This window comes from Catellatospora sp. NPDC049111 (assembly GCF_040648615.1).
GTDB lineage: Bacteria > Actinomycetota > Actinomycetes > Mycobacteriales > Micromonosporaceae > Catellatospora > Catellatospora aurea.
Genome location: NZ_JBEZEB010000018.1, coordinates 15,430 through 36,747 on the forward strand (window position 1 = coordinate 15,430; position 21,318 = coordinate 36,747).

A 21,318-nucleotide genomic window follows, 5' to 3' on the forward strand; every position below is an offset into this window, starting at 1 on the left:
TCCAGGATCGGATACCGCGCCCGGCGAAGGGCTCACCGGCGTATCTCGGTACGAGATGGCAGTGCGCGTGCGCGACGCTCTGCCCACCCACCGGGTGCACGTTCCAGCCGATGTTCCAGCCGTCGGGGGCATACTCGGCGGCGATCATCTGCTGCATCGCATGCAGCAATGTCATCGTGGAGGCCCATTCCCGGCCGGTCAGGTCGAAAGCGGTGGGCCGATGCGCGACCGGCAGCACCATCGCCGACCCCGCCGGTGTGCCGGTGTCCTCGGTCCAGATCGTGTAGCACCACGCATCAGACAGAATGATCCGACTGCGGACCTGTGGCAGGCAGAACGGGCACTTGGGCACCAGCACATCATCGCCTGCGGTGGCTCGCCGGTCAGCATCACGTCCAGCCGCACGAGGCCCGGCTGCGGCACGTCTACGGAATGATCGGCTACCCGTGCCCGCCCGCGAGTGATCATGACGACCTCGGTCAGGGTGCGCTGAGCCGTCGCGCAGCAGCCGGATCGAGACTGGTCATCGGCACGCACATCTCAGATCCGTGCGCGGTGAGCGCGTACCTATTCGACAACGCGGGCCCGGTAGTTCGGTTGTGTGCCGTCCCCTTCTGCGCCGGGGAACCGTAGGCCCCGTACGTAGGGCGTGCACCGGTCGGCCAGGTCCGGGGACAGCCCCGTGCGGGCTGCCAGCCATGAGATCCAGTCCGGCAGTACGCCGAGCAGTTGCTCGGCGAAGTCGTCTTCGTAGTAGTCGCGAACGTGTGCCACGACCGACGCCACCCGGTGCGGGGAGCAGGTGTGGAACAGCGCCGGTGGACTGTCGATACGCCACGAGCTGGCGAGTTCGACGGCGAGCTCGTCGATGTCGGTCGACAGCCGGTCCGGCCGGTGCTGGCGCAGCCAGGCCACGAACTTCTCGGCCTCGTCAGCCACCAGATCCTCCGCCGGGTCATACGGCGAGGGGGTGAGTGTCGACAGGGCCGTGTCGGCCAGCCGTGCGCTGCGGTGGTATTCGGCGAGCTGCTCGGTGGATTCACCGCCCGGCCGCAAGAAGCCGTCGCCGGGAAACAGCAGCTCGGCCAGCAGCGACGGATCGTCGACCGGCGCGGCGGCGGCTTCGGCGGCCATCGGGCCGACTCCGGCCAGCCAGGCTGCCAGCGCCTGCTCCTGCGTCGGGTAATACCCGCTGTGCACGGTGAACGGCATGTACCCGCAGGTGTCGACGTCCCACAGGTACCAGCGGTCGTCGCCACCGAGGGTCGCGTAATGGGATCTTGAAAGTGGGGATGAGCTGGTCTCCGTCGATGCGGATCTCGACGATGTGGGTCTCGACTATCGCTTTGCGCTGGCCTGGGGTGCCGTGGCGGAACACATGGGCCAGATCGCGCCGCAGCTGGTCGACGGCTTGCGGGCTGGGGCGTCCGGGTGCGGATTCGGCAGCATTTTCGAGGTCGGTACGGCGGCGGGCGAGCCGCTCGATGCGCGTTTGAAGGTCGCGGACGCGTTCTCCGCACAGCTCCGGGCTGAGAGTGCCCTGCTCAAACGCGGCCAGGTAGCGACCTATCGCCGCGTCGGCCTGGTCGATCTCGCGGGTGACGTCGGACAGTTCGGCTCGGTTGGCTTCATGCCGGCCGACGCGTAGCTGCCGTTCGGCGTGGATGGCGTCGCCGATAAGGTCGGTGCCGGTGTAGAGGTCGAGCAGGGCGTTGAGGATCGCCTGGTCGATGTCGTCGGCGGGTAGTCGGGGGGCGCCGCAGCCGTGGCTGCCGTAGCGGATGCGGGAGAAGCAGGCGTAGTAGCGGTAGCTGCGGCTGCGGCCCTTGGCGGAGGTGTCGATGTATTTCAGGCCGCAGACCGGGCAGGTGATCAGGCCGGTCAGGTCGTAATTGGAGTTGGAGGCGGCTCGGCTGGAGCCGGGCTGGCCGCGGGCCGTCATGATCTGTTGTGCGTCGTCGAACAGGCCTGGGCTAATGATGGGCTCGTGGGCGTCGGGGACGTTGATGTCGCCGAAGACCTTTTCGCCGAGGTAGGCGCGGTTGGTGAGCATCCGTCCGATGGTGTGGCCGGACCAGGGTTTGCCGGTCTTGGTGGGGATGCCTTGCTGGTTGAGTGAGGTCGCGATGGCCCTGGTGCCGGCTCTGGCCAGTGCGTAGGTGGTGAAGATCTGGCGGACGACGGCGGTTTCGGCCTCGTCGGGGATCGGGATGTCGAGGTCGCGGTCCAGGCGGTAGCCGTAGGGGACTGATCCGCCGGTCCATTTGCCTTTGGCGGCTTTGCGTTGCATGCCGTTGCGGACGCGGTCGATGATGATCTCGCGTTCGAACCCGGCGAATACGCCGAGCATTTGGACCAGCATCCGGCCGGCCGGGGTGGAGGTGTCGAACGGTTCGGTGGCGGAGCGGAAGTGGACGTCGGCCTTGTCCAGCTCGTCCATCAGCATCGCGAGGTCGCGGATGCGGCGGGTGAACCGGTCGAGACGGTAGACCAGTAGGAAGTCGTATCGGCCTGCTTTCGCCGCGGTGAGGGCTTTGCGCAGGCCGGGGCGGTTCATGGTCGCGCCGGAGGCATCGTCGGTGAACCGCTCGACGATATGCCAGCCGGGCTGCGAGGCGACGTACGCGGCGAGCTTGGTGTCCTGCGCGTCGATGGAGAACGGCTGGTGCTCCTCGTCGGTGGAGCGCCGGGTATAGGTCGCGACGCGAAGGACGCCGGTCGCGGTCGTACCGGCCTTGGCCTTAGAAGCTCTATTGCGGGCCGCCGTACGCGTCAGGCCCTCACGCGGTGGGCGCCAGGCGGCAGAGGCGAGCGGCGGGTCACTCGGCATCCTCATCGGGTGGGTTGTCGGTCCACCACGCGGCGATAAGGACAGCCCAGGAGTGGACCGCTCTGGCGTACTCCTCAGGCACCATCGGGACGGTCATCGGTGAGCCGACCATGTACCGGTCGGGCTCGGCGTGACGAGGCATCGTCCGGCCGACGTCAGACCCCATGATCATGAATTTAGAACACGGCAGCGCAGAAGGTTGCAGGCACGCCGCGTAAGCCAGCCAATCCGCTTGGATGGTGACGACTCGGTCACCGCGGCCTGGGCCGGTTGACCCGCCGAATACAGAACCAGCTTGACCCCTTCGGCGGGTCGGGCCCCGTGACTAGACCTGTCACCTATCCGTGCAGCGGGCCTGATGATGCGCCGGAGTTGTTGGCTCGGGAGGCGCTGGGTTGGCTGGAGGCCGACGACCGGACGCCGAGGTTGGTGGTGTTCGACAACGTCGACAGGTGAGCCTATGAGCAACCGGGCCGAACACTGCCCGGTCGTCCAAGTCCTTGCCCGGTTGGACCTGGCAACCTCACGAGAGCGCCTTCGCAGAATGGCTCACTGTACTGCGCATGTATATAGCGCAGGTGGGCGACGCTTACGTTCTCAAGGATCACGTAACCGAGGAAGGATTCCGCCTCGGTACCGGCCTCGGCGAGCGTCGCGGTCACGCGGCTGACCGGTGTCGCCCGGCCGGTTGGGTGCGGGAGTCGGGTCCTTCAGCGAAGATCAGCATGTGCGACGTGTCGCGGTGGGCTGTCACGCCGTGCGAAGTCTGCTGCTCGCTGTGCCCGGGTGACTCCGCGCCGGCTGCGTGCCGGGATGCGGGGACCTCGTGTGTCTCGGGGGTCGTGGGCCGGGCCGTCGGGACCAGGAGCGCCACGACGCCCGCCGCGGCGGCGACGGCGGCCACGAGCAGGAAGCCGGTGGTGTATCCGCTCTTGGCGGGCAGGCCGCTGGGCTGCAGGTCCGAGGTGACGATCGCGGTGACGACGGCGATGCCGATCGAGCCGCCGATGGTGCGGATGTTGGTGTTCATGCCGGTGGCGATGCCGGTCTGGGCGGGGTTGGCGCCCTGGACGATGAGGCTGGTGATGGCGGCGTAGGCGATGCCGAGGCCGAGGCCGAACACGGCGCCGCCGGTGGCGAGCTGCCATGGGGCGGTGTTGAGCAGGCCGAAGCCGGCGCAGGCGGCGGCGATGAGTGCGGAGCCGGTGGCGACCTGTGCCTTGAACCCGACGACGTGGTGGATGGGGCCGCTGATCAGCCCGCCGATGGCCATGGTCACCAGCATGGGCAGGATCAGCAGGCCGGCGGCGGTGACCGAGGCGCCGAAGCCGTACCCGGCGGTGGACGGTGTCTCGAGGAACTGGGGCAGGAAGGTGAACGCGGCGAGCATCGAGGCGCCGAATAGCAGCCCGACGGTGTTGGCGGTCAGCATCAGGGGCTGGCGCATCATGCGCATGTCGATCAGCGGGTTGGTGCTGCGGGTCTCGGCGATCGCCCAGAGGGTGAAGCTCAGCACGGCCAGGGCGAACAGTGCGATGGTGGCGGGGGAGTCCCAGCCCCAGGTCCGGCCGAGGCTGACCGGCAGCAGCAGTGCGACCAGCCAGGTGGTCAGCAGGGTCGCCGAGAGGAGGTTGATCCTGCCTCCGGTGCGGATGGGGGACTCGGGGATGAACAGCTTGCACAGGACGGCGGTCGCGGCTACGACGGCGGCGGGGATCCAAAACAGCCAGCGCCAGCCGAGCGTCTCGGTGATGGGGCCGGCCAGCACGGTGCCCAGGCCGCTGCCGACCGCGATGACGCCGGAGAGCGCGCCGATGGCCGAGGGCACGCGCCGGGGTGCGAACTCGTCGCGGATGATGCCGAACGACAGCGGGAACACGGCGCCGCCGAGGCCCTGGATGACCCGGCCGGCGACGAGTACGCCGATGTTCGGGGCGAGTGCGGCGACGACGTTGCCGACGACGATCGCCGACAGCACGACGACGAGGCTGTGCTGCTTGCCGATCATGTCGCCGAGGCGGCCGAGGATGGGCGTGGACACGGCGGCGGACAGCAGCCAGGCGATCAGCGTCCAGGACATGGCGGACTGGGTCGTGTCGAGATCGTGCTGGATGACAGGCAGTACGGGGCTGACCAGCGACTGCAGCAGTGACAGCGACACGGCGGCCAGCGCGAGCAGGACGAAGGTGAGCGTGGCGCCGGAGCGGCGGGGGGAGCTTGGCATCGGTGCGTTCCTCATCTGCCGGAGGCGCCTGGCGACCTTGGGTCGCGGTACCGGCCGGCACGTATACTGAGAGTTGCCCTCCGAATATCTGAGAGGTGCACTATCAGTCTAGTGATAGGTAGCCTCCGGTTACAAGCTCAGGGAGAGTGGCACAGGTGACAGACCTGGAACACCTCCGGCCGCGCCGACCCCACCGCGCCGATGCCGGACGCAACTTCGACGCGATCCTCGCCGCGGCCCGCTCGGCCTACGCCGAACTCGGCGCGGGTGTCTCGCTGGAGGAGATCGCCCGGCGCGCCGGCGTCGGGATCGCCACCCTCTACCGGCACTTCCCCACCCGGGAGCAGCTGATCGAGAACGTCTACTTCGCCGAGGTCGAGGACATCTGCACGGCCGCCGACGACGTCGCCGACCTCGATCCCGGGCAGGCGCTCACCGCCTGGCTGCGCCGCTTCGTGGGCTACATCGGCGCCAAGCGCACCCTGATCAACGAACTCAACCGCGAATCGGAGATGTTCAAGGGCTGCCGCGGCGCGCTCTATGCGGCCGGCGGGCCCCTGCTGGCCAGAGCGCAGGAACAGGGCCGCGTGCGGCCCGACGTGACCATCGACGACGTGATGCGCATGGTCAGCGGCATCGCCTCGGTGGAGTTCGCCGACGCGGCCCAGCGCGACCACGTGCTCGCGGTCGCGCTGGACGGGCTGGGTGTCACACCGGCAGCCTCCTGACGCGAAGGCCGGCCGGCGATCCGTGTACCGCTACTGCCCTGCCGGGTAGTCGGTGGAGACGGTGACGTCTGCCCACTGCTCGGTCTCGTCGTGGCGGGACTGCTCCTCCTGTCGGGCCAGTTGCAGGGCGTCGGAACCGAGCAGCAGCCGCAGCGGCGGATCCTCGGTCTCGGCGAGGTCGACCAGCACCTGCGCGGCGCGGGCAGGGTCGCCGGGCTCGTGGCCCGCGTACTGCTCGAAGAACTCCAGCATGGCGCCCACCGACGGCTGGTAGTCCTCGCCGACCGGCGCGGCGGTCTTGGCGGCGCAACCGGCCCAGTTGGTGCGGAAACCACCGGGGAACAGCCGGACCCCACCGCCCGTGCGGGCGGCGACGTCATGCCGAGCCCAGAGGCGCCGGAACAGTTCGCTGCCGGCAGACAGCTCCTCGACCAGCTCGGTGAGCTCCGGCCCGTCCAGCTCGGCGCCGATTCGAGAGCGCAGGCCAGCCACCGCATCCGCGGCCAGCGCCTCGGAAGCCGGATACAGCGCCGGCACACTCGAGTCCAGGAAGACCGCTCGGAGCAGATTCACCCCGACCGCGTAGATCGGCGCCAGCACGGTCGCCATCGAATTGGCGAACAGTACATCCAAGAGGCGGCCGTGCACGAACGCGGGCGTGTCGGTCCACGAGCCGGCCAGCTGCCGGATGCCCACCGGCACCCGCTCCGGGCGACGCCGCCCGGCCGGCCCCGGTCGGGCCAGCCGGCGCAGATGTGCCGCAGCCTCCAGGTCCAGCCGCAGCGCACGGGCCAACGCGTCAAGCACCTGCGCCGACGGATGCCGGTCGCGGCCCTGCTCCAGCCGCAAGTAGTAGTCGGCGCTGATACCGGCCAGCAGGGCCAGCTCCTCCCGCCGCAGGCCAGGCACCCGGCGCCGCCCGTGTGCCGGCAGCCCGACCTCACCCGGAAGGATCAGCTCGCGCCGGGCACGCAGGTACTCCCCGAGAGAACCGGCCTTGCCCATCCGCCCATCGTATCGGCCCCCACCCGGCCCAGCCTGGTCCTCGCACTACCAGGAAAACCAGGAACCCGGCTACCCGCGGCCGGAGGGGTGACAGTGTCTTTCGTAAGAGTGATCGACACAGATGGGAACCTAATCATGACAGAGCGGATCAAGACCCCGTTCGGATTCGACTCAACCGCCGACGAAGTCATCGCCGGAGTCGACCTGACCGGTCAGCGAGCCGTCGTCACCGGCGGCGCCGGCGGCATCGGCGTCGAGACCGCCCGCGCGCTGGCCCGCGCCGGCGCCGAGGTGGTGCTCGCGGTACGCCGGGTCAGCGCCGGGCAGCAGGCGGCCGCGGACATCGCGACCAGCATCGGCGCTGACCGGGTCACCGCCCGCGAGCTGGACCTGGCCGACCAGGATTCGGTACGCAGGTTCGTCGCCGGCTGGGATCAGCCGTTGCACATGCTGGTCAACAACGCCGGGATCATGGCGCTGCCCGAGTTGGAGCGCACTGCCGAGGGCTGGGAGATGCAGTTCGCCACCAACTTCATGGGGCACTTCGCACTTACAGTCGGGCTGCATGACGCGCTCGCTGCGGCCGACGGCGCCCGGGTGGTCTCGGTCAGCTCCAGCGGCAACCTCTTCTCACCGGTGATCTTCGACGACCTGCACTTCGCTTTCCGCCCCTACGACCCGCTCCTGGCGTACGGGCAGTCCAAGAGCGCCGAGGCGCTGCTCGCCGTGGAGGTGACCCGCCGCTGGTCCAGCCAGGGCATCTGGTCCAACGCGCTGAACCCGGGGGCCATCGCGACCGGCTTGCAGAAACACACCGGCGGCCTGAAGTCCCCGAAGGAGATGCACAAGACCGCGCAGCAGGGCGCGGCGACATCGGTGCTGCTCGCCGCGTCCCCGCTGCTAGAGGGCGTGGGTGGCCGGTACTTCGAGGACTGCGCCGAGGCCGCGGTGGTCACCGAACGCCCGGCCGACTACGCCGGCGTCGCGGCGTACGCCGTCGACCCGGGCAACGCCCAGCGGCTCTGGACCGTCGCGTCGGACCTGATCGCGGCCGGGGCGGGCGCCCGATGACCAGGGTCGGTTTCATTGGGCTCGGCGACCAGGGCGCGCCGATGGCTCGCGCGGTCGGTGAAAGCGGATACGACCTGCACGTCTGGGCCCGTCGTCCGGAATCACTGCGAGCGATCGAGGGGACGCCGTACACCGTCGCGGGGAGCGTGGCTGAGCTGGCCCGCGCGGTCGATGTCCTGCTGCTTTGTATGCGCGACGACGACGACATCCTCGACCTGCTGGATCATCGTCGGCTCCTGGAAGCGATGCGGCCCGGCAGCGTGGTGGTCAACCACGGCACCGGCGACCCCACCCGGAACGTGGCGTTCGGGGAGCGCTTCGCCGCGCACGGCGTGGCGTACCTGGACGCGCCGGTCAGCGGGGGCGGCCCTGGTGCCCGCGCCCGGACGCTGACCACGTTCGTGGGCGGCGAGCGGTCCGCCCACGATCGTTGTCAGCCGATCTTCGACACGTTCTCCCGGCTGGTGGTGCACTTGGGCCCGGTCGGCACCGGCCAGCTCACCAAACTGCTGAACAACTCCATGACAATGAGCAACCTCAAGAACGCTGCCAACATGCTGCGCATCGCCCAGCACCTCGACCTGGACGTACCGGCGCTCATCACGGCACTGTCGGCCAGCAGCGGCGCCAGCTTCATACTGGGCGCCCTGAACGTCGAGATCACCCCGGATCTGGCACCGCACCTGCAGTCGCTGATGCGCAAGGACATCGAACATTTCGCCGACGCAGTCCGGGCGCGCGGGATCGACCCGAGCGAGCTGCGCGACCAGGGCCTAGCCGGTGCAGACAGCCTGATTGAGGCTGTCACCATCGTCGCCGGTCGCACTCAGCCGGTCAGCTGATCGGACCGCCGGGCGCCCGCGTCGGCGAGGCGCCGTTGCATTGCGGGATCGGCGGCCACGGTGAACCGGTGTCAGGTCCGTGGTCAGATCGCCGTGGCGAGTTCGGCGAATGCAGCGGCGACCCGCCGGGCGGGTGGGAAGTTGATCGCGAGTTCGTAGTGTCCGCGGCGCAGGTTCTGCATGAATGCGTGCCCGGCGATGATGATCTGGGCCGTCTTCTCCGTTCGTAACCCCCGCATCGACCTCAACCGGTGTTTGAGGCGGCTGTGATCGGCCTCGATCGGATTGTTGGCGTACTGCTCAACGTGATGCCATGCAGACGGGATCAGGTCATCGAGCACGCCGGGGTAGACCGGGGCGGCGTCGGTGACCACCTCGCCCGGTGTCACCTTCAACGTCGACAGCGCCCGACGGAAGAACCGCCGGGCCGCGTCGGCGTCGCGGCGGGCCGAGACGAGCACGTCGATGACCTGCCCGTACTGGTCGATCGCCCGGTACACGTACCGCCACACCCCGTTGACCTTGACATAGGTCTCGTCAACGAACCACCTGTTGCCCGGCGAGTGCCGGCAGAGCCGCGCAGCGTCAGCCAGCAGTGGGGTGAACCGCTGCACTCACCGGTAGACCGTGACGTGATCGACCTCAACCCCACGCTCGACCAGCAACTCCTCAACATCGCGGTAGGACAGGTTGTAGCGCAGGTACCACCGCACCGCGACCATGATCACCTCCGGTGGAAACCGGAACCCGGCGAACGTCGACTTCGGAGGCAGCCACTGCCGATTCATGGTCGAAGACTTCACCGCTCAAGCTTGCGTCAGATCTTGCCAATAGCCAACGCAACAGAGCCCCGAACAGCGCTGAGGAGCGCCGAACGACGCTGATCATGGTTTGTGGGCCTGTCGGCCGTTGTACTCGGGGAAAGTGCGCTTCCGGCGCTACGGCCGGAGTCGGCGCCCTTCTGGTGGCGCCGGTTAGGCAGGTTCCTAGGATGGTCTAGACAAAGCTGGCTTAATCGCCCAGGGGAATTGGCGTGAAACGGACACGGGGGCCGTGTGCGCAGCCCCGGCAAGAGTGCGCTACGCTGTACGGGCTGCCGCGGTGAGAGATCATCTCGGCAACGGGCTGTAGCGCAGCTTGGTAGCGCACTTGACTGGGGGGCTGGACGCCACCGTCAACGGAAGCCGGATCCGAAGTGAAAACCCGCAGGTGAGCGATGTTCTCAGGGTCCGTGGTAAGCGGCTAGTGCTTGGGTGCTGGTTACCGTGGGAGCATCACGGGAGCACAAGATCAAGTTGGCGATGCGTTGACTCTTCCGGATGTTGCCGATGCGGCTTTCCGCGGCGGAACGGTCCGGCGCTGATCGTCGGCGGTACGACCAGGCACGGCAAGTCCGGGTAGCGGGACAGGGTCGTCAATCGACGGATGTGCCGCCCACGTGGGGATGGGATATGACGGGGTCGTGCTGCAGCGAATCATCGCAGGTCAACAGTCGTGACGACGGTTTGGAACTCCACAGGCTCGCGCGTTAGCTCTGTCTAGGTCCGTTCGTCAACGGCGGCGCGCCGGGTGCCGCCAGCACCTGCACCGAGTAGCCATCAGTCATCATGAGGGAATGAGGCTCGGTTCCAAGGTGGGTGTCGCGGCGATCCTTGTCGTCGTTGGAGGGATCGGCGCGGGATGGTTCCTGCTCGGCGAGGGACTCGACCGAGCGGAGAAGTGGGTCTCGATCGTCGGCATGTGTGTGTCTATGGCGATGGGGGCCGGCGGATTGGTTCTTGGCTGGTTGACGTGGCGGCAGACCCGGGCGGACGGTCGTGCCGTCCCAGCGGTGGCAGCGCGCGGAGTCGGCGCCGTGAGTGTCGGGGGAGGTAGCGATGCCGAGATCCGCACCGATGTGTCGGGCATGGCAGCCTTGTTGTCCCCGCCGCCTGGCGAAGGCGCCGGCGTTGACGCCAGCGGGACGGGTTCGGTTGCTGTCGGCGGTGACAATACCGCGCCGATCAGCACTCGCGTCACCGCACCGGACGCCGGACGGCAACCGTGATCTTCCGGCGAGGCGGGAACGCGGCTCCTGGCGCGCCGCAGGCTTTCCGCGTGGAGGCGTCCGGTCCCGGAGCGGTCGCGGTCGGCGGCGACAACACCGGGATCATTACGACCACGGTGATCATGCCGGGCAGCGGTCGTCCCGGTATCTGGCTCGAGACTGACCGATTCTTCGTCCTGCAAAGCGGCACCGGCCTGTACTCCCACGACTGGATGTTGGTTGGCCGTAGGCCGGAACTGCTCGGCCTGGTGGAGTGGCTGGCTGGGAATGGGCCGAGCGTCGCGCTGCTCGACGGCCGGGGCGGGATCGGAAAGTCGCGTCTGCTGCGTGCCTTCGCCGATGCCGCGGCGCGGGAGCATGGTTACGTAGTGCGCTTTCTCGATCGCACGGTTTCCGTGTTGCCGGAGGACGTCGAGGTGCTGCCCGCCGATGATCGCCTTCTGGTCATCGTGGACGACGCGCATGAGTCGCCGGGCGTCGCCGCGATGGTCGTCGGCATTCGTCGGGCGCGGCCGACGGCAAGGATCCTGCTGGCGACGCGGCCCTACGGTGTGGATCACTTGCTGTTGGATCTGCGCGGTGCGGGACTTCACCGGACTGACGTGCCGCACTGGCGGCTGGAGGATCTGTCCTTCACGGATGCGACCGTTCTAGCTGGCGCGGTGCTAGGGGAAGGGTGCGACGAGGACGTGGCGCGCAGGCTCGCGGCGATCGGCCGTGACTGCCCGTTGATCATCGTGGTGGGCGGGGGACTCATCCGGCTGGGCTTGCTCGACGCCAACCGAGTGGGGAACGATGACCTTCTACGGGATGAGGTGATGGCGACCTTCGCAAAGGCGCTCAGCTCCGATGCATCGGTCGCTGATCCCGGCCTTCGGCGCGAGGTGTTGTATGCCGTTGCGGCCCTGCAGCCATTTCGACTGAACGAGCCGGAGTTCCGTACGGCTGCTGAGGCACTGACCGGTCGGGCGTTCGATCAGGTCCTGGCCCAGCTGCGCGAGTTGGAGTACGCCGGAGTTCTGCTGCGCCGGGAGGACGCGGTGCGGATCGTGCCGGACCTACTGGGCGACACCCTTCTTGCCGACGCCATCGTCGACATTCGCTCGGGAGTTGGCACCGGCTATCTCGAGCGGATCCTGCGGTTGGTCGATGGCGAGGCTCTACTTCATCTGGTGCTCAACTCCAGCCGGGTGGACTGGAACGTCCGCTACTCGGCATCGGAGTCGCGGCCCTCTCTGGTGGAAGCGCTGTGGGACGCCTTGGTCATGCGGTTCGACGCGGCGGATTCCGAGGAGCGGTTGGCCCTACTGCGGCGGATGCGACGGGTAGTCTTCTATCGGCCCGCGGCGTTGCTGCGTATCTGCCAGCTCGCGTCTGAGAACTCCGGACCCGATGGTGATCCGCAGTTCCCGGAGGAGATCAGGGCCGCGCTGCCGCCCGTACTGGGGAAAGCGGCGCTGGGCCCGGACCAATTCTCCGCCTCGGTCGATCTGCTCTGGAAGCTGGTTGGGCAGGACGGGCGAACGGACCAGCGCCAGCCGGATCATCCCGTCCAGGTCCTCCTGGATCTCGCCGCGTTCAAGTTGGGGAAGCCGCTGGCGATCAACACTCGGATGGTCGAGTCGGTGAAGGGGTGGATTGCTGCGAACAGGGGTGGTCGGCCCGCTGTTTCGCCGTTGGATTTTCTTCACCCCCTGCTGGCGACGGAGGTCACCGAGGAGGAGTCCGACGGTGTCCGCCTCATCCTGAAACAGTTCCAAGTAGACCGAGTGGCGGTATCACCGCTCCGCCGGGAGGTTGTCGACCTCGTGCTAGACCAGCTGGGGTCTCCGGACCGTTGGGAAGCCGCCCGCGCTGCGGAGACCTTGGAGAAGGTCCTGCGGTACCCCCACGGGTACTACGGACACACCGTTTCGGTAGAGCGACGGGACGATTGGACCCCTGACTTCCTGGAAACGCTCGGCCGGCTCCGTGATCTGATCGCCATTGGACCGATCGACCCAGTTGTCGCGATCGTCGTCCGGCAGAGCCTGAAGTGGCACGCGCGCCATGCGCCCGGCGCCACGAAGCCAGCAGCCCGAGCCGTGCTGGACGCGCTCCCAGAAACCATCGACGACGAGATCGCGATTGCCCTGCACGATGGCTGGGCCGACCTGCTGGACGACGCAGACGACGTCCACAACAGGCTGCAAGTACAGGACGAGAAGCTAAATTCTCTCGCTCGCCTGGCCTTGGCGAGGTGGTCGGAGGGCACCGAGCTCGACGAGCTCACCCGCCGCATGCAGGCGGAGCAGGATGCCGCGTTGACCGGTCGGCCAGCGAACCCCGAGCCGTTCGCTCGTGCCCTATTGCGGAACCGACCCTCGCTCACGCATGCTCTCGTAGCATCGGTGATTCGTGAACCGGAAAGCGCGTTGGCAAAGTTGCTCCCGGTCGCCGCGCAGGAGCTCGTGCAAAGCGACGCCGACGCCGGATGGGAAGCGGTGAGCACACTACTTCGCCACGATGACCTCGCCCTGACGCGACTGACCGCGAACGGTTTGAGCCGCTATCGCGGCGGCCAGAGGCCCGTAGACTTCCGGGAGAGAGGAATACTCCGCCAGTTGCTGCGCCATGAGGACGAGACGACCCGCTTCCTGGCGCTGCAGGCGGTGCGGTGGATCGGCGAGTACGACCGGGGCGGTGCCGCGGAACTGGTCCTGTCGGTCACCTTCGATGACTCCGCGCCGGTGGTCAAGGAGGTGCTCGCCGCATTCGGCAAGCACGGCTATCTGTCGTTCGACGAAGTCGACGACGCGGACCGTGAACGATTGCTTGCCGGGATAGCTGGACTCGCCACGATCGAAGAGTACGAGGTCCAAACATTCCTGGCCGGTCTGTCGGAAGTGCACCCGGAAGCAGTCCTGCGACTGCTGAAGGACCGAGCGACGGCGTGGGCGGAACCGCGAACCGCTGGCTATCGCGCCTTGCCCGACCAGTGGCAGGAGAATCTCCGGTTCCGCGGTAACGCGCGCTTCGGCGACTTCCTGTGGGACGTATTGGAGTGGGTCGCCGACAATATCGACGATCCCAGCATCCACGATCCTGCTGCGCTCTTCGCGGCGGTGGCGGTGACGTTCGGCGACGACGTCCGCAACATGCTAAACCGTGCCATGGAGACGGGCAAGGTGCAGTACGTCAGGACAGTCGGCGTGGTTCTGGCCCATGCGCAACGAACTTTTGTCTGGGAATACCCGGATTTCGTCGCCCGTGCCCTTCGCGCCGCAGAAGGACACGGTGACGGCTGCCGCCGGGACATCTGGATCGGCCTTCATCGTTCGGTCTGGAGCGGCGGATGGGCAGGCCCAATCGGTGCGCCGTTTCCCAAGGACGTCGAGCAGCGCGACCGGAGCCGAGCCGTCGCGGCGACGCTGGCCGAGGGCTCGCTGGAGCGGGGGTTCTACGATACGTTGGCCGAGGAAGCGGACGCGGCTGTCCGCCGGGAGATCAACCATGAGCGCCACTATCTGGAATACCGCGAGTGGTGAGGTGCCGTTGGCCCGACTGTAAATTCGGCCTCGGACACCGACGACGCGGCCACCGTCATCGCCGCGATGTTCGACCAGGCCCACCGCGCCGACCCGCGCGGCCGGCGACCGTGGGTCGTGCTCGTCGACGGCAAGACCCACCAGATCGAGCTCATCGGCAAGCTGTGGGGTTCCGCAAAGGCGTCACGGGGGTTGACCTGTGATGATATGGTGCCGTGCTGTCACGTGGGGCATCATCGTGATCTATGGCGCTGCGGTTGTTGTATCTCCCGTTCTGCCCATGTGCGGAGGGCCAACGCCTTTGCGGAGCGGTTCGTCGGCACGGTCCGAGCGGAGGTAACCGTGCGGATGCTGATCGTCGCCGAACAGCACCGGCGCCGGACGCTGGACCGCTACGCCCGCCACTACAACGGGCGCCGCCCGCACCGGTCACTGCGACTGCAGCCGCCGCGCTCCGACCGACCGGTGATCGACCTGACGCTGGAGCGGATCAAGCGGCAGCCGGTCCTCGGCGGGCTGATCAACGAGTACGAACGCGCCGCATGAAAGGCCAGCTCAGCCGCGTGACGGTTTTTGGAACCCCACAGCACAACCTGGCCCGATATTCTGGTCCGGCCGCAGTCTGAAAGGTTCATCATGTCCAAGGCAATCCTCTACTTCCTCGCGGCTGGCGCCGCCCTCGTCGGCGGTCCCGCAGCCGCGGTCCTCCTCTTCCGCCGCGGTCAGCAGGAGGCTGCCGCCGACACCCTGGCTCGGGACGCCGCCGCGGTTGACCAGCTCCTGCGGACCGAGATGGACCTGGCCCCACTGCGCGCCGAGGCGCGTACCCTCGGAGTCGACCCGGACCTCGTCGAACAGGGCTATCGCGCCATGCGAGACGGTCTCATCACAATCGGTCAGCTGCAGGATCACCTACGCACGGTAGGCGGGTGACGCGCCCATTCACCCTGTAGGGGCTCATTATTACAATGTGGCGTTGCCCAGCGGCGACGTGACGGGTCGGGTCGGGTCGGGTCGGGTCGGGTCGGGTCGGGTCGGGTCGGGGGATGATGGTGTGCTGCCTCGCCTCGCGTGCTGTACTTGATCTTCTGTTGGGTGCTCGGCTGGCTCGTGCTGCTCGCGCGGACCACCGCTACGAAGAACGCCGAGATCGTCCTGCGCCATGAGGTCGCGCTTCTGCGCAGGCAGAATCCGAAGCTCCGCTTGTCCTGGGCCGATCGTGCCGTGCTCGCGGCGCTGATCCGGCTGCTACCCAAACAGTTGCAGACCTGGTGGCTGGTGACCCCGGCGACCGTGCCCAACTGGCACCGCCGACTGGTCACCAGGAAATAGACCTATCGTGGCCGACCTCGCGTCGACGACGGACTCGCCGATCTGATCGGACGGCTCGCGGTCGGGAACCCGTCCTGGGGCTATGTTCGGATCCAGGGCGAGTTGCGCAAGCTCGGCCACCGGGTCAGCTGCGCCACGATCCAGCGGCTGCTGCGCCATTGAGCATGCCGGCTGCGCCGCAGCGGTCGCAGGCCACGTGGCGGCGGTTCCTTGCCACCCATGCGTACACGATGCTGGCCTGCGACTTCCTGAATTTGGACTGTGCGGTCACCCTCGGGCGTGTGTACGTGTTCTTCGCGATCGAGCTCGGCAGTCGCACGTCCACGTGCTCGATACGACCAGCAACCCCGACGGGTTCTGGACCGTGCAGGCTACCCGTAACCTCCTGATGGACCTCGGCGAGCGCGTGGACCGTTGCAGGTTCCTCGTCCGCGACCGCGGCGGCCAGTTCACCGACGTGTTTGACGTGGTCTTCGCCGGCGCCGGTATCGAAGTGATCAAGACTCCGCCGCGGTGCCCGCGGGCCAACGCCTTCGCGGAGCGGTGGGTGAGAACGCTGCGCAGCGAACTCACCGACCGGATGCTCATCTTCGGGGAACGCCATCTTCGCCATGTCCTGACCGAGTACGTGAAGCACTACAACCACAGCCGCCCGCACCGGGCCCTGAATCTGTCACCGCCACGCCCGCTGGCCACCGTCATCGATCTTGCCGGGCAGCGGCGGATACGCCGGAAACCGATCCTTGGCGGGCTCATCAATGAGTACGAACGAGCCGCACAGATCATCACGAAGCCGCAGGTACCGCCACATCGGAATAATGAGCCCCTACAGGCCCAGGACCTGCATCAACGAGGTCAGCCCTTCGGGTGCGGGCAGCCGGGGACCGCGGCAGGAGTTGGGCATGGGACATTGACATCAGTGGCCTTCTTCTGGGGATTCGAAGCGTGAGAACTCCACTCCTCTCAGCAAGAGGGCCAAGATCACAGTCGTGTCACGATAGTCTGCTCGCGACCTTGAAACTGCTCTAGGCGGGCCCGTTGGCCCACACGCGAGGAAACCATTCCGACTGGGGACCAGCGCGTCCCCCTCTACCCTCTTTGATCCCCCAATCACCGGGCCTATGCGGCCACACAGAGATCCTCTCGTGACGGTAGCCTTGCACGGTGAATCTCCGGGCCATTGTCGGTCTTGGCGGCGCCGTAGTCCTGGCGGCCGTAGCCTACGCGTCTGACCTTGTCGGCGCACTCTCGTATCTACGATCAGACGCTTTCGTTCGCTGGAACACGACACACGCTACCGAAATGTTCTGGGGAAGCGTAGCAGTAGTGCTGTCGCAAATTGTTTGGATCGTGTACCTATACCGCAAACTGGCGGCGGCGGAGGCCTCGAGTTCCGGTAACCGGCAGGAGCTCGCAGATCTGTCGCTCAAGCTGTCTACCGCAGAAAAGGCACTTGCAGCCTTGGCGGCGGAGCCCACTGAACACGACATCGAACTATATGGTCGCTTTCTTGCTGAGCTGCCCCCGACCGGTGTAACAATTGACTACCTCGCAAAGTGGTTTACTGGCAGTTCATGGGAGTGGCACAAACTCCGCCCGCTTGATGAATTCCGCTATCACTGGTCGCTCAACACGTACTTCGATGACCAAGCCGTCGACGATGCCAGAAAGGTACTCGAGACAACCTGCAACAACTTCATGTCCGCCATCGCCCTTCGAACGTTCAAGAAGGATCCTCGCGAAGAGGTTAGCTTCCTTGACGAGGACCGGTTTCCTTCTTACAAAGACTTCCACCAAGAGAGAACCGGGCTCGTCGCCCTCGCTGACTCACTCCTTCAGGCACACCGAGCGCTGGTTGACGCCGGACGTAGCGCAAAGCTGTACCGTGCCCAGAATCCTCTGTAACGATCTTGTACGCAGGCGTGGCACCATGTCGAACGCTACGCGAACTACCCGATGGAGGCCGACCACAGCCAGCTCAAACACTGGCTGCGACCGATGCGCGGCCTCCAAATCGACAGGACTGCGCAAGTGATCATCGCTGGACATGCGTTCATGCAGAACCTGCGCCGCGGACACTACGAGATCACGATCGACACCCCGCCCGCCCGGCGGGTCGCTGTGGCGTTCGCCGAACTGGCCAAGGCCATCTGTCCCGGCGCCGACCACACCTTCACCATGCCCAGCGATCCGCGAACGCAACAGCGTCGTCGGCACCGCTCCCCTCCGGCTGGCGAGTGACCGAGACCAGCTCCATAGCTCAAAAGGGCGCCGTACCCGCAGCCCAGGTCCTCGACCAACTGGCGCGGATGCCGGTCGCAGCGAGGTCCCCGAAGTCAACGCCGGAGAACGGGTCGGCGACGTACCGGACCTGGTCGTGCTCGGGACCGGCCTCGCTGACTGTCACCAGAGCCAGCCGGTAGCAGGGAACGGTGTTCTTGCCGGTGACGATCTCGTTGTGGCTGACGTAGAAGTCCTCAGCTCCTTCCATACGAGCCTTGACCTCGATGCGGATCGAAGGGCCACCGTCGGCGGGGATGGACAGAACGTCGTAGCCCGGGTTGTTGAAGGCCTGCTCCCGCGGCTTGCGCCCAAGAGCACGCTCCACAGTGAGCACCAGCTCCACGCCGCGCCGCTCCACGGCCTTGGTCTCCTTGGCCTTGATCGGAGCGTCCGATCCGATCTCGGCCTCGACCATGGCAAGCGGCAGCACGAGCACGGCGGTCATGATGCGCGGCGGATTGGTGGCCAGCTGGGCCTGCCGGTCCAACAGCGCCAGGCGGCTCTCCCGGCGTGCCTGTAAGTCATGCGCCTTGCGCACAAGACTGTCGGAACTCTCCTTCGGCTTGGCGCCGAACCGTTCCTTCTCTTGCGCCGCGGTCGCCTCACCGAAGAGGCGGTTCGACTCGTCGGCGAGCCGCTGGTCGACTCGCGTCCTGGTCCGCTGGAGCTCCGCGAGCCGCCGGGGCGCGACCTCAGCGAGGTACTCCTTGAGCTGGTGCCCGATGATCCATGTCCGGGCCTGGGACTCGGCCTCAGCGAGCCACGCAAGCTTCGTGGCTGCGACCACGGCCGGGGCACGCGGGGCGACCACGCAGTCAAGGTACGGTGCAGGGCCTGCAGGCTTAACACGGCCGGTGGCATCGACATAGGCGTAGCCGAAACGCCGGGCGATCGACTCCCCGGTGCCGTCGACAACCTCCTCCACGACACCGACCAGCAAGGTCGGCTCCTCGATCTCCGGGGAGACCAGAACGGTGCCGCGATCGAGCGTTGGTCGGAGCTGGGTGATGGTGAGTTCGGCGACCGCGTCGTGGATCGGATGCCCAGGGGCGATCAGGTCGGCACGCGGCTTGTCGTCGATGTCTATGCGGTCCAGCTCGAACGTTACCCGCTCGTAGCGGGTGGCGACCGGGCCGTGCTTGGTGACGGCGCGGACGGTCGCGGGGACGTGGGTGATCTCGTACCGGCCGCGCTCGCGTCTGGCGAGCCGGCCGCCGAGGCGCTGGAAGGCGAGGCGGAAGGCCCATTCGATGTAGTGCGGCTGCAACCTGCGGGCGCGGGCTTCCTCCATGAGCCGCTGCATGTCCGCCAGGTCGGCGTCCGACATGGCGTCGTGGGCGAGTGCGCGTTCCTCGAGGAGCTCTTTGAGCCCGTGAGCGACCGAGTGGTCGATGACCTGCTCCATCTTGGCTCTGGTCTCTGGGAGGTCGCCGTACCGGATGGCCTCGATCAGCAGGTCCCGCAGCGGCGTGTCGTCGAAGGCGAGCCCTAGGACGTCGAAGACCTTTCCGCCGTAGGCTTTACGCTGCTCCTCGACCTTATGCAGCAGCCGGGTGAACACCTCACCCTCGCGGGTGTTGGCGGCCACGAGGTTCCACAGGCGGCACACCTCGGTCTGCCCGATGCGGTGGATGCGGCCGAAGCGCTGCTCGATACGGTTGGGGTTCCACGGAAGGTCGTAGTTGACCATCAGGTGGGCGGCCTGCAGGTTGAGCCCTTCACCGGCCGCGTCGGTGGCGAGGAGCACCTGGCACGCCGGATTTTTGGTGAACTCCTCCGTGATGGCGCGCCGGTCCGCGCGGCGTACACCGCCGTGAATGGCCTGCACCGCGGCGGGCTTGCCGAAGAGCGAGCCGATCTTGCGGGCCAGGTAGTAGAGGGTGTCGCGGTGCTCGGTGAAGATGATCAGCTTGCGGAGCTTCTCGGCGTCGGGGTGGACGAGGTCGTTGTCTTCCAGGATCTTGCGCAGCTCGACCCACTTGCGGTCGGTGTCGAGGTTGCGAACCCGGCGGGCGAGGTGGATGAGCTGGTCGAGGTCGGCCAGCTCCGCGTTGAGCTCCTCGATGGTGCGGGCCGCTGTGGCCGCGTCCAGCAGCTCCTCCTCGACCTGCTCGACCTCTTCGGCGCTGTGCTCGTCGTCTTCCCAGGCGCTCGGGTCGACCAGGGCCGGCTCGTCGGCGACACCGCGGCCGTTGATCAGGTCATCCCGATGGCGTTTGAGCCGCTCGGAGCGCCGGACCAGCGACTGGTAGATCGCCTCGGGGCTGGAGGCCAGGCGCCGCTGGAGCACCGTGAGCGCGAACCCCACGGTGTTGCGGCGCTTGTCGTCCAGCCGCGCGGCACGGTTCATTCCCTCGCGGACGTACTCGGTGACGCGCTCGTAGAGGTCCTGCTCGCCTTCGGTGAGCAGGTACGGCACGGTCTGGGCGATGCGTTCGGGAAAGAGCGGCCTACCCTCGAAGGTGAGCAGGTCTTCCTTCACCATTCGGCGCATGAGGCCGGTGGTGTCCGCGTTGTGTACGCCCGCACGGAACTTTCCCTCGAAGCGATCGCGGTCGAGCAGCGTGAGGAAGAGCTGGAAGTCCTCCTGCTTGCCCGCGTGCGGGGTGGCAGTCATCAGCAGCAGGTGCCGGGTGCGGTCGCGCAGCCTCTCGCCGAGCTGAAAGCGCCGGGTCTTGTTCAGCTTGCCGCCGAAGTAGTGCGCGCCCATCCGGTGGGCCTCGTCGACGACGACCAGGTCGAACTCGGCGTCGTCGAGCTGCGCGGCCAGGGCCTCGTTGCGCGCGAGCTGGTCCATCCGCGCGATGAGCAGCGGAAACCGGTCGAAGACGCTCGCCCCATGCGCGGCGTCGACCATGGCTGTGGTGAGGATGTCGAACCGCAGGCCGAATTTGAAGAAGAGCTCGTCCTGCCACTGGTCCACCAGTCCGCCGGGGGCCACGATCAGGCAGCGCTTCACGTCGTCACGGAGCAGGAGCTCCTTGACATACAGGCCCGCCATGATCGTCTTGCCCGCGCCGGGGTCATCCGCGAGAAGGAACCGCAGCGGCGTGCGGTCGAGCATCTCGCCGTACACAGCCTGGATCTGGTGGGGCAGCGGCCGCACGTCGCTGGTCGCCACCGCCAGCATCGGATCGAACAGCCCAGCCAAGGAGATCCGCTGCGCCTCGGCGATCAGCCGGAACTCCTGGCCATCGGCGTCGAACGGCCGGCTGCCCGCGTCGGAGAGATTCAGCTTGGCCTCGTCTGCCCGGAAGACCACCTGCTGGCGCAGTCCCCCGTCGAGGGTCTTGTACGTAAGTTCCAGAGCGTCGGACCCGTGCCACTGCGCGGCGATCACCGAAACGACCTCGCCGGCCACCACCCCCGCCACCCGCACCCCGGACGAGAGATCCTCAAGCCTCACCGACTACCTCCAGATCGACAGTG

Annotated in this window: 15 protein-coding genes and 3 pseudogenes; 10 read left to right on the forward strand and 8 right to left on the reverse strand. The window is 67.2% G+C overall.

Annotated elements, in window-relative coordinates; genetic code table 11:
* Positions 1 to 49 precede the first annotated feature (49 nt).
* The 4 genes and pseudogenes from AB0B66_RS23675 to AB0B66_RS23690 all read right to left on the reverse strand — a co-directional run.
* Positions 50 to 358, reverse strand: a pseudogene (locus AB0B66_RS23675) (HIT domain-containing protein); the annotation flags it as partial.
* A gap of 209 nt (positions 359 to 567) precedes the next feature.
* A complete protein-coding gene (locus AB0B66_RS23680; RefSeq protein ID WP_360533698.1) occupies positions 568 to 1,134 on the reverse strand; it encodes a hypothetical protein in 567 nt (188 codons plus the stop codon).
* Positions 1,040 to 2,830 (reverse strand): recombinase family protein, encoded by a 1,791-nt coding sequence (locus tag AB0B66_RS23685; protein ID WP_360533701.1) that lies wholly within the window; start codon positions 2,828 to 2,830, stop codon positions 1,040 to 1,042. Before AB0B66_RS23685 ends, AB0B66_RS23680 begins: the two co-directional genes overlap by 95 nt.
* 658 nt (positions 2,831 to 3,488) lie before the next feature.
* The gene (locus AB0B66_RS23690) at positions 3,489 to 5,054 is read right to left on the reverse strand and encodes an MFS transporter (protein WP_360533704.1); all 1,566 of its coding nucleotides are present in this window, start codon (positions 5,052 to 5,054) and stop codon (positions 3,489 to 3,491) included.
* A 155-nt stretch (positions 5,055 to 5,209) separates the two neighbouring features.
* Between AB0B66_RS23690 and AB0B66_RS23695 the strand changes: the two genes are divergently transcribed.
* Positions 5,210 to 5,782 (forward strand): helix-turn-helix domain-containing protein, encoded by a 573-nt coding sequence (locus tag AB0B66_RS23695; protein ID WP_360533707.1) that lies wholly within the window; start codon positions 5,210 to 5,212, stop codon positions 5,780 to 5,782.
* A gap of 30 nt (positions 5,783 to 5,812) precedes the next feature.
* Here the strand turns inward: AB0B66_RS23695 and AB0B66_RS23700 are convergent, their stop codons facing one another.
* Positions 5,813 to 6,787 carry a helix-turn-helix domain-containing protein gene (locus tag AB0B66_RS23700; RefSeq protein ID WP_360533710.1) on the reverse strand — a complete coding sequence of 325 codons (975 nt, stop codon included), beginning with the start codon at positions 6,785 to 6,787 and terminating at the stop codon, positions 5,813 to 5,815.
* A 135-nt stretch (positions 6,788 to 6,922) separates the two neighbouring features.
* Between AB0B66_RS23700 and AB0B66_RS23705 the strand changes: the two genes are divergently transcribed.
* Positions 6,923 to 7,858: an SDR family NAD(P)-dependent oxidoreductase gene (locus tag AB0B66_RS23705; protein WP_360533713.1), complete on the forward strand. Its 936-nt coding sequence runs from the start codon at positions 6,923 to 6,925 to the stop codon at positions 7,856 to 7,858.
* Positions 7,855 to 8,700, forward strand: a complete 846-nt coding sequence (locus AB0B66_RS23710) for an NAD(P)-dependent oxidoreductase (RefSeq protein ID WP_360533716.1) — start codon at positions 7,855 to 7,857, stop codon at positions 8,698 to 8,700. Before AB0B66_RS23705 ends, AB0B66_RS23710 begins: the two co-directional genes overlap by 4 nt.
* An 83-nt stretch (positions 8,701 to 8,783) precedes the next feature.
* Here the strand turns inward: AB0B66_RS23710 and AB0B66_RS23715 are convergent.
* Positions 8,784 to 9,488: pseudogene (locus tag AB0B66_RS23715) on the reverse strand (IS6 family transposase).
* A gap of 827 nt (positions 9,489 to 10,315) precedes the next feature.
* Here AB0B66_RS23715 and AB0B66_RS23720 point away from each other — a divergent pair.
* The 3 genes from AB0B66_RS23720 to AB0B66_RS23730 all read left to right on the forward strand — a co-directional run bounded on the left by AB0B66_RS23720 (position 10,316) and on the right by AB0B66_RS23730 (position 14,820).
* On the forward strand, positions 10,316 to 10,747 hold the full coding sequence (locus tag AB0B66_RS23720) for a hypothetical protein (RefSeq protein ID WP_360533719.1): 432 nt from the start codon (positions 10,316 to 10,318) through the stop codon (positions 10,745 to 10,747).
* 50 nt (positions 10,748 to 10,797) lie between these two features.
* Entirely contained in the window at positions 10,798 to 14,274 is a 3,477-nt protein-coding gene (locus AB0B66_RS23725; RefSeq protein WP_360533722.1) for a hypothetical protein, read from the forward strand.
* Positions 14,275 to 14,340: 66 nt separating this feature from the next.
* Positions 14,341 to 14,820 (forward strand): integrase core domain-containing protein, encoded by a 480-nt coding sequence (locus AB0B66_RS23730; RefSeq protein ID WP_360533725.1) that lies wholly within the window; start codon positions 14,341 to 14,343, stop codon positions 14,818 to 14,820.
* Positions 14,821 to 14,829: 9 nt separating this feature from the next.
* Here the strand turns inward: AB0B66_RS23730 and AB0B66_RS23735 are convergent, their stop codons facing one another.
* Positions 14,830 to 15,186 (reverse strand): hypothetical protein, encoded by a 357-nt coding sequence (locus tag AB0B66_RS23735; protein WP_360533728.1) that lies wholly within the window; start codon positions 15,184 to 15,186, stop codon positions 14,830 to 14,832.
* 183 nt (positions 15,187 to 15,369) lie between these two features.
* Here AB0B66_RS23735 and AB0B66_RS23740 point away from each other — a divergent pair, with 183 nt between their 5' ends.
* From AB0B66_RS23740 to AB0B66_RS23755, 4 genes and pseudogenes are all read left to right on the forward strand, one after another.
* The gene (locus AB0B66_RS23740; RefSeq protein ID WP_360533731.1) at positions 15,370 to 15,606 is read left to right on the forward strand and encodes a hypothetical protein; all 237 of its coding nucleotides are present in this window, start codon (positions 15,370 to 15,372) and stop codon (positions 15,604 to 15,606) included.
* Between the two features lie 325 nt (positions 15,607 to 15,931).
* Positions 15,932 to 16,555, forward strand: coding sequence for an integrase core domain-containing protein (locus AB0B66_RS23745; RefSeq protein WP_360533734.1), 624 nt, complete (start codon positions 15,932 to 15,934; stop codon positions 16,553 to 16,555).
* A 215-nt stretch (positions 16,556 to 16,770) separates the two neighbouring features.
* Positions 16,771 to 17,511, forward strand: coding sequence for a hypothetical protein (locus tag AB0B66_RS23750; protein WP_360533737.1), 741 nt, complete (start codon positions 16,771 to 16,773; stop codon positions 17,509 to 17,511).
* A 27-nt stretch (positions 17,512 to 17,538) separates the two neighbouring features.
* Positions 17,539 to 17,847 (forward strand): annotated as a pseudogene (locus AB0B66_RS23755) (DDE-type integrase/transposase/recombinase); the annotation flags it as partial.
* Between the two features lie 19 nt (positions 17,848 to 17,866).
* On the opposite strand, the gene AB0B66_RS23760 reads toward AB0B66_RS23755, so the two are convergent.
* The gene (locus AB0B66_RS23760) at positions 17,867 to 21,295 is read right to left on the reverse strand and encodes a helicase-related protein (RefSeq protein ID WP_360533740.1); all 3,429 of its coding nucleotides are present in this window, start codon (positions 21,293 to 21,295) and stop codon (positions 17,867 to 17,869) included.
* Positions 21,296 to 21,318 lie beyond the last annotated feature (23 nt).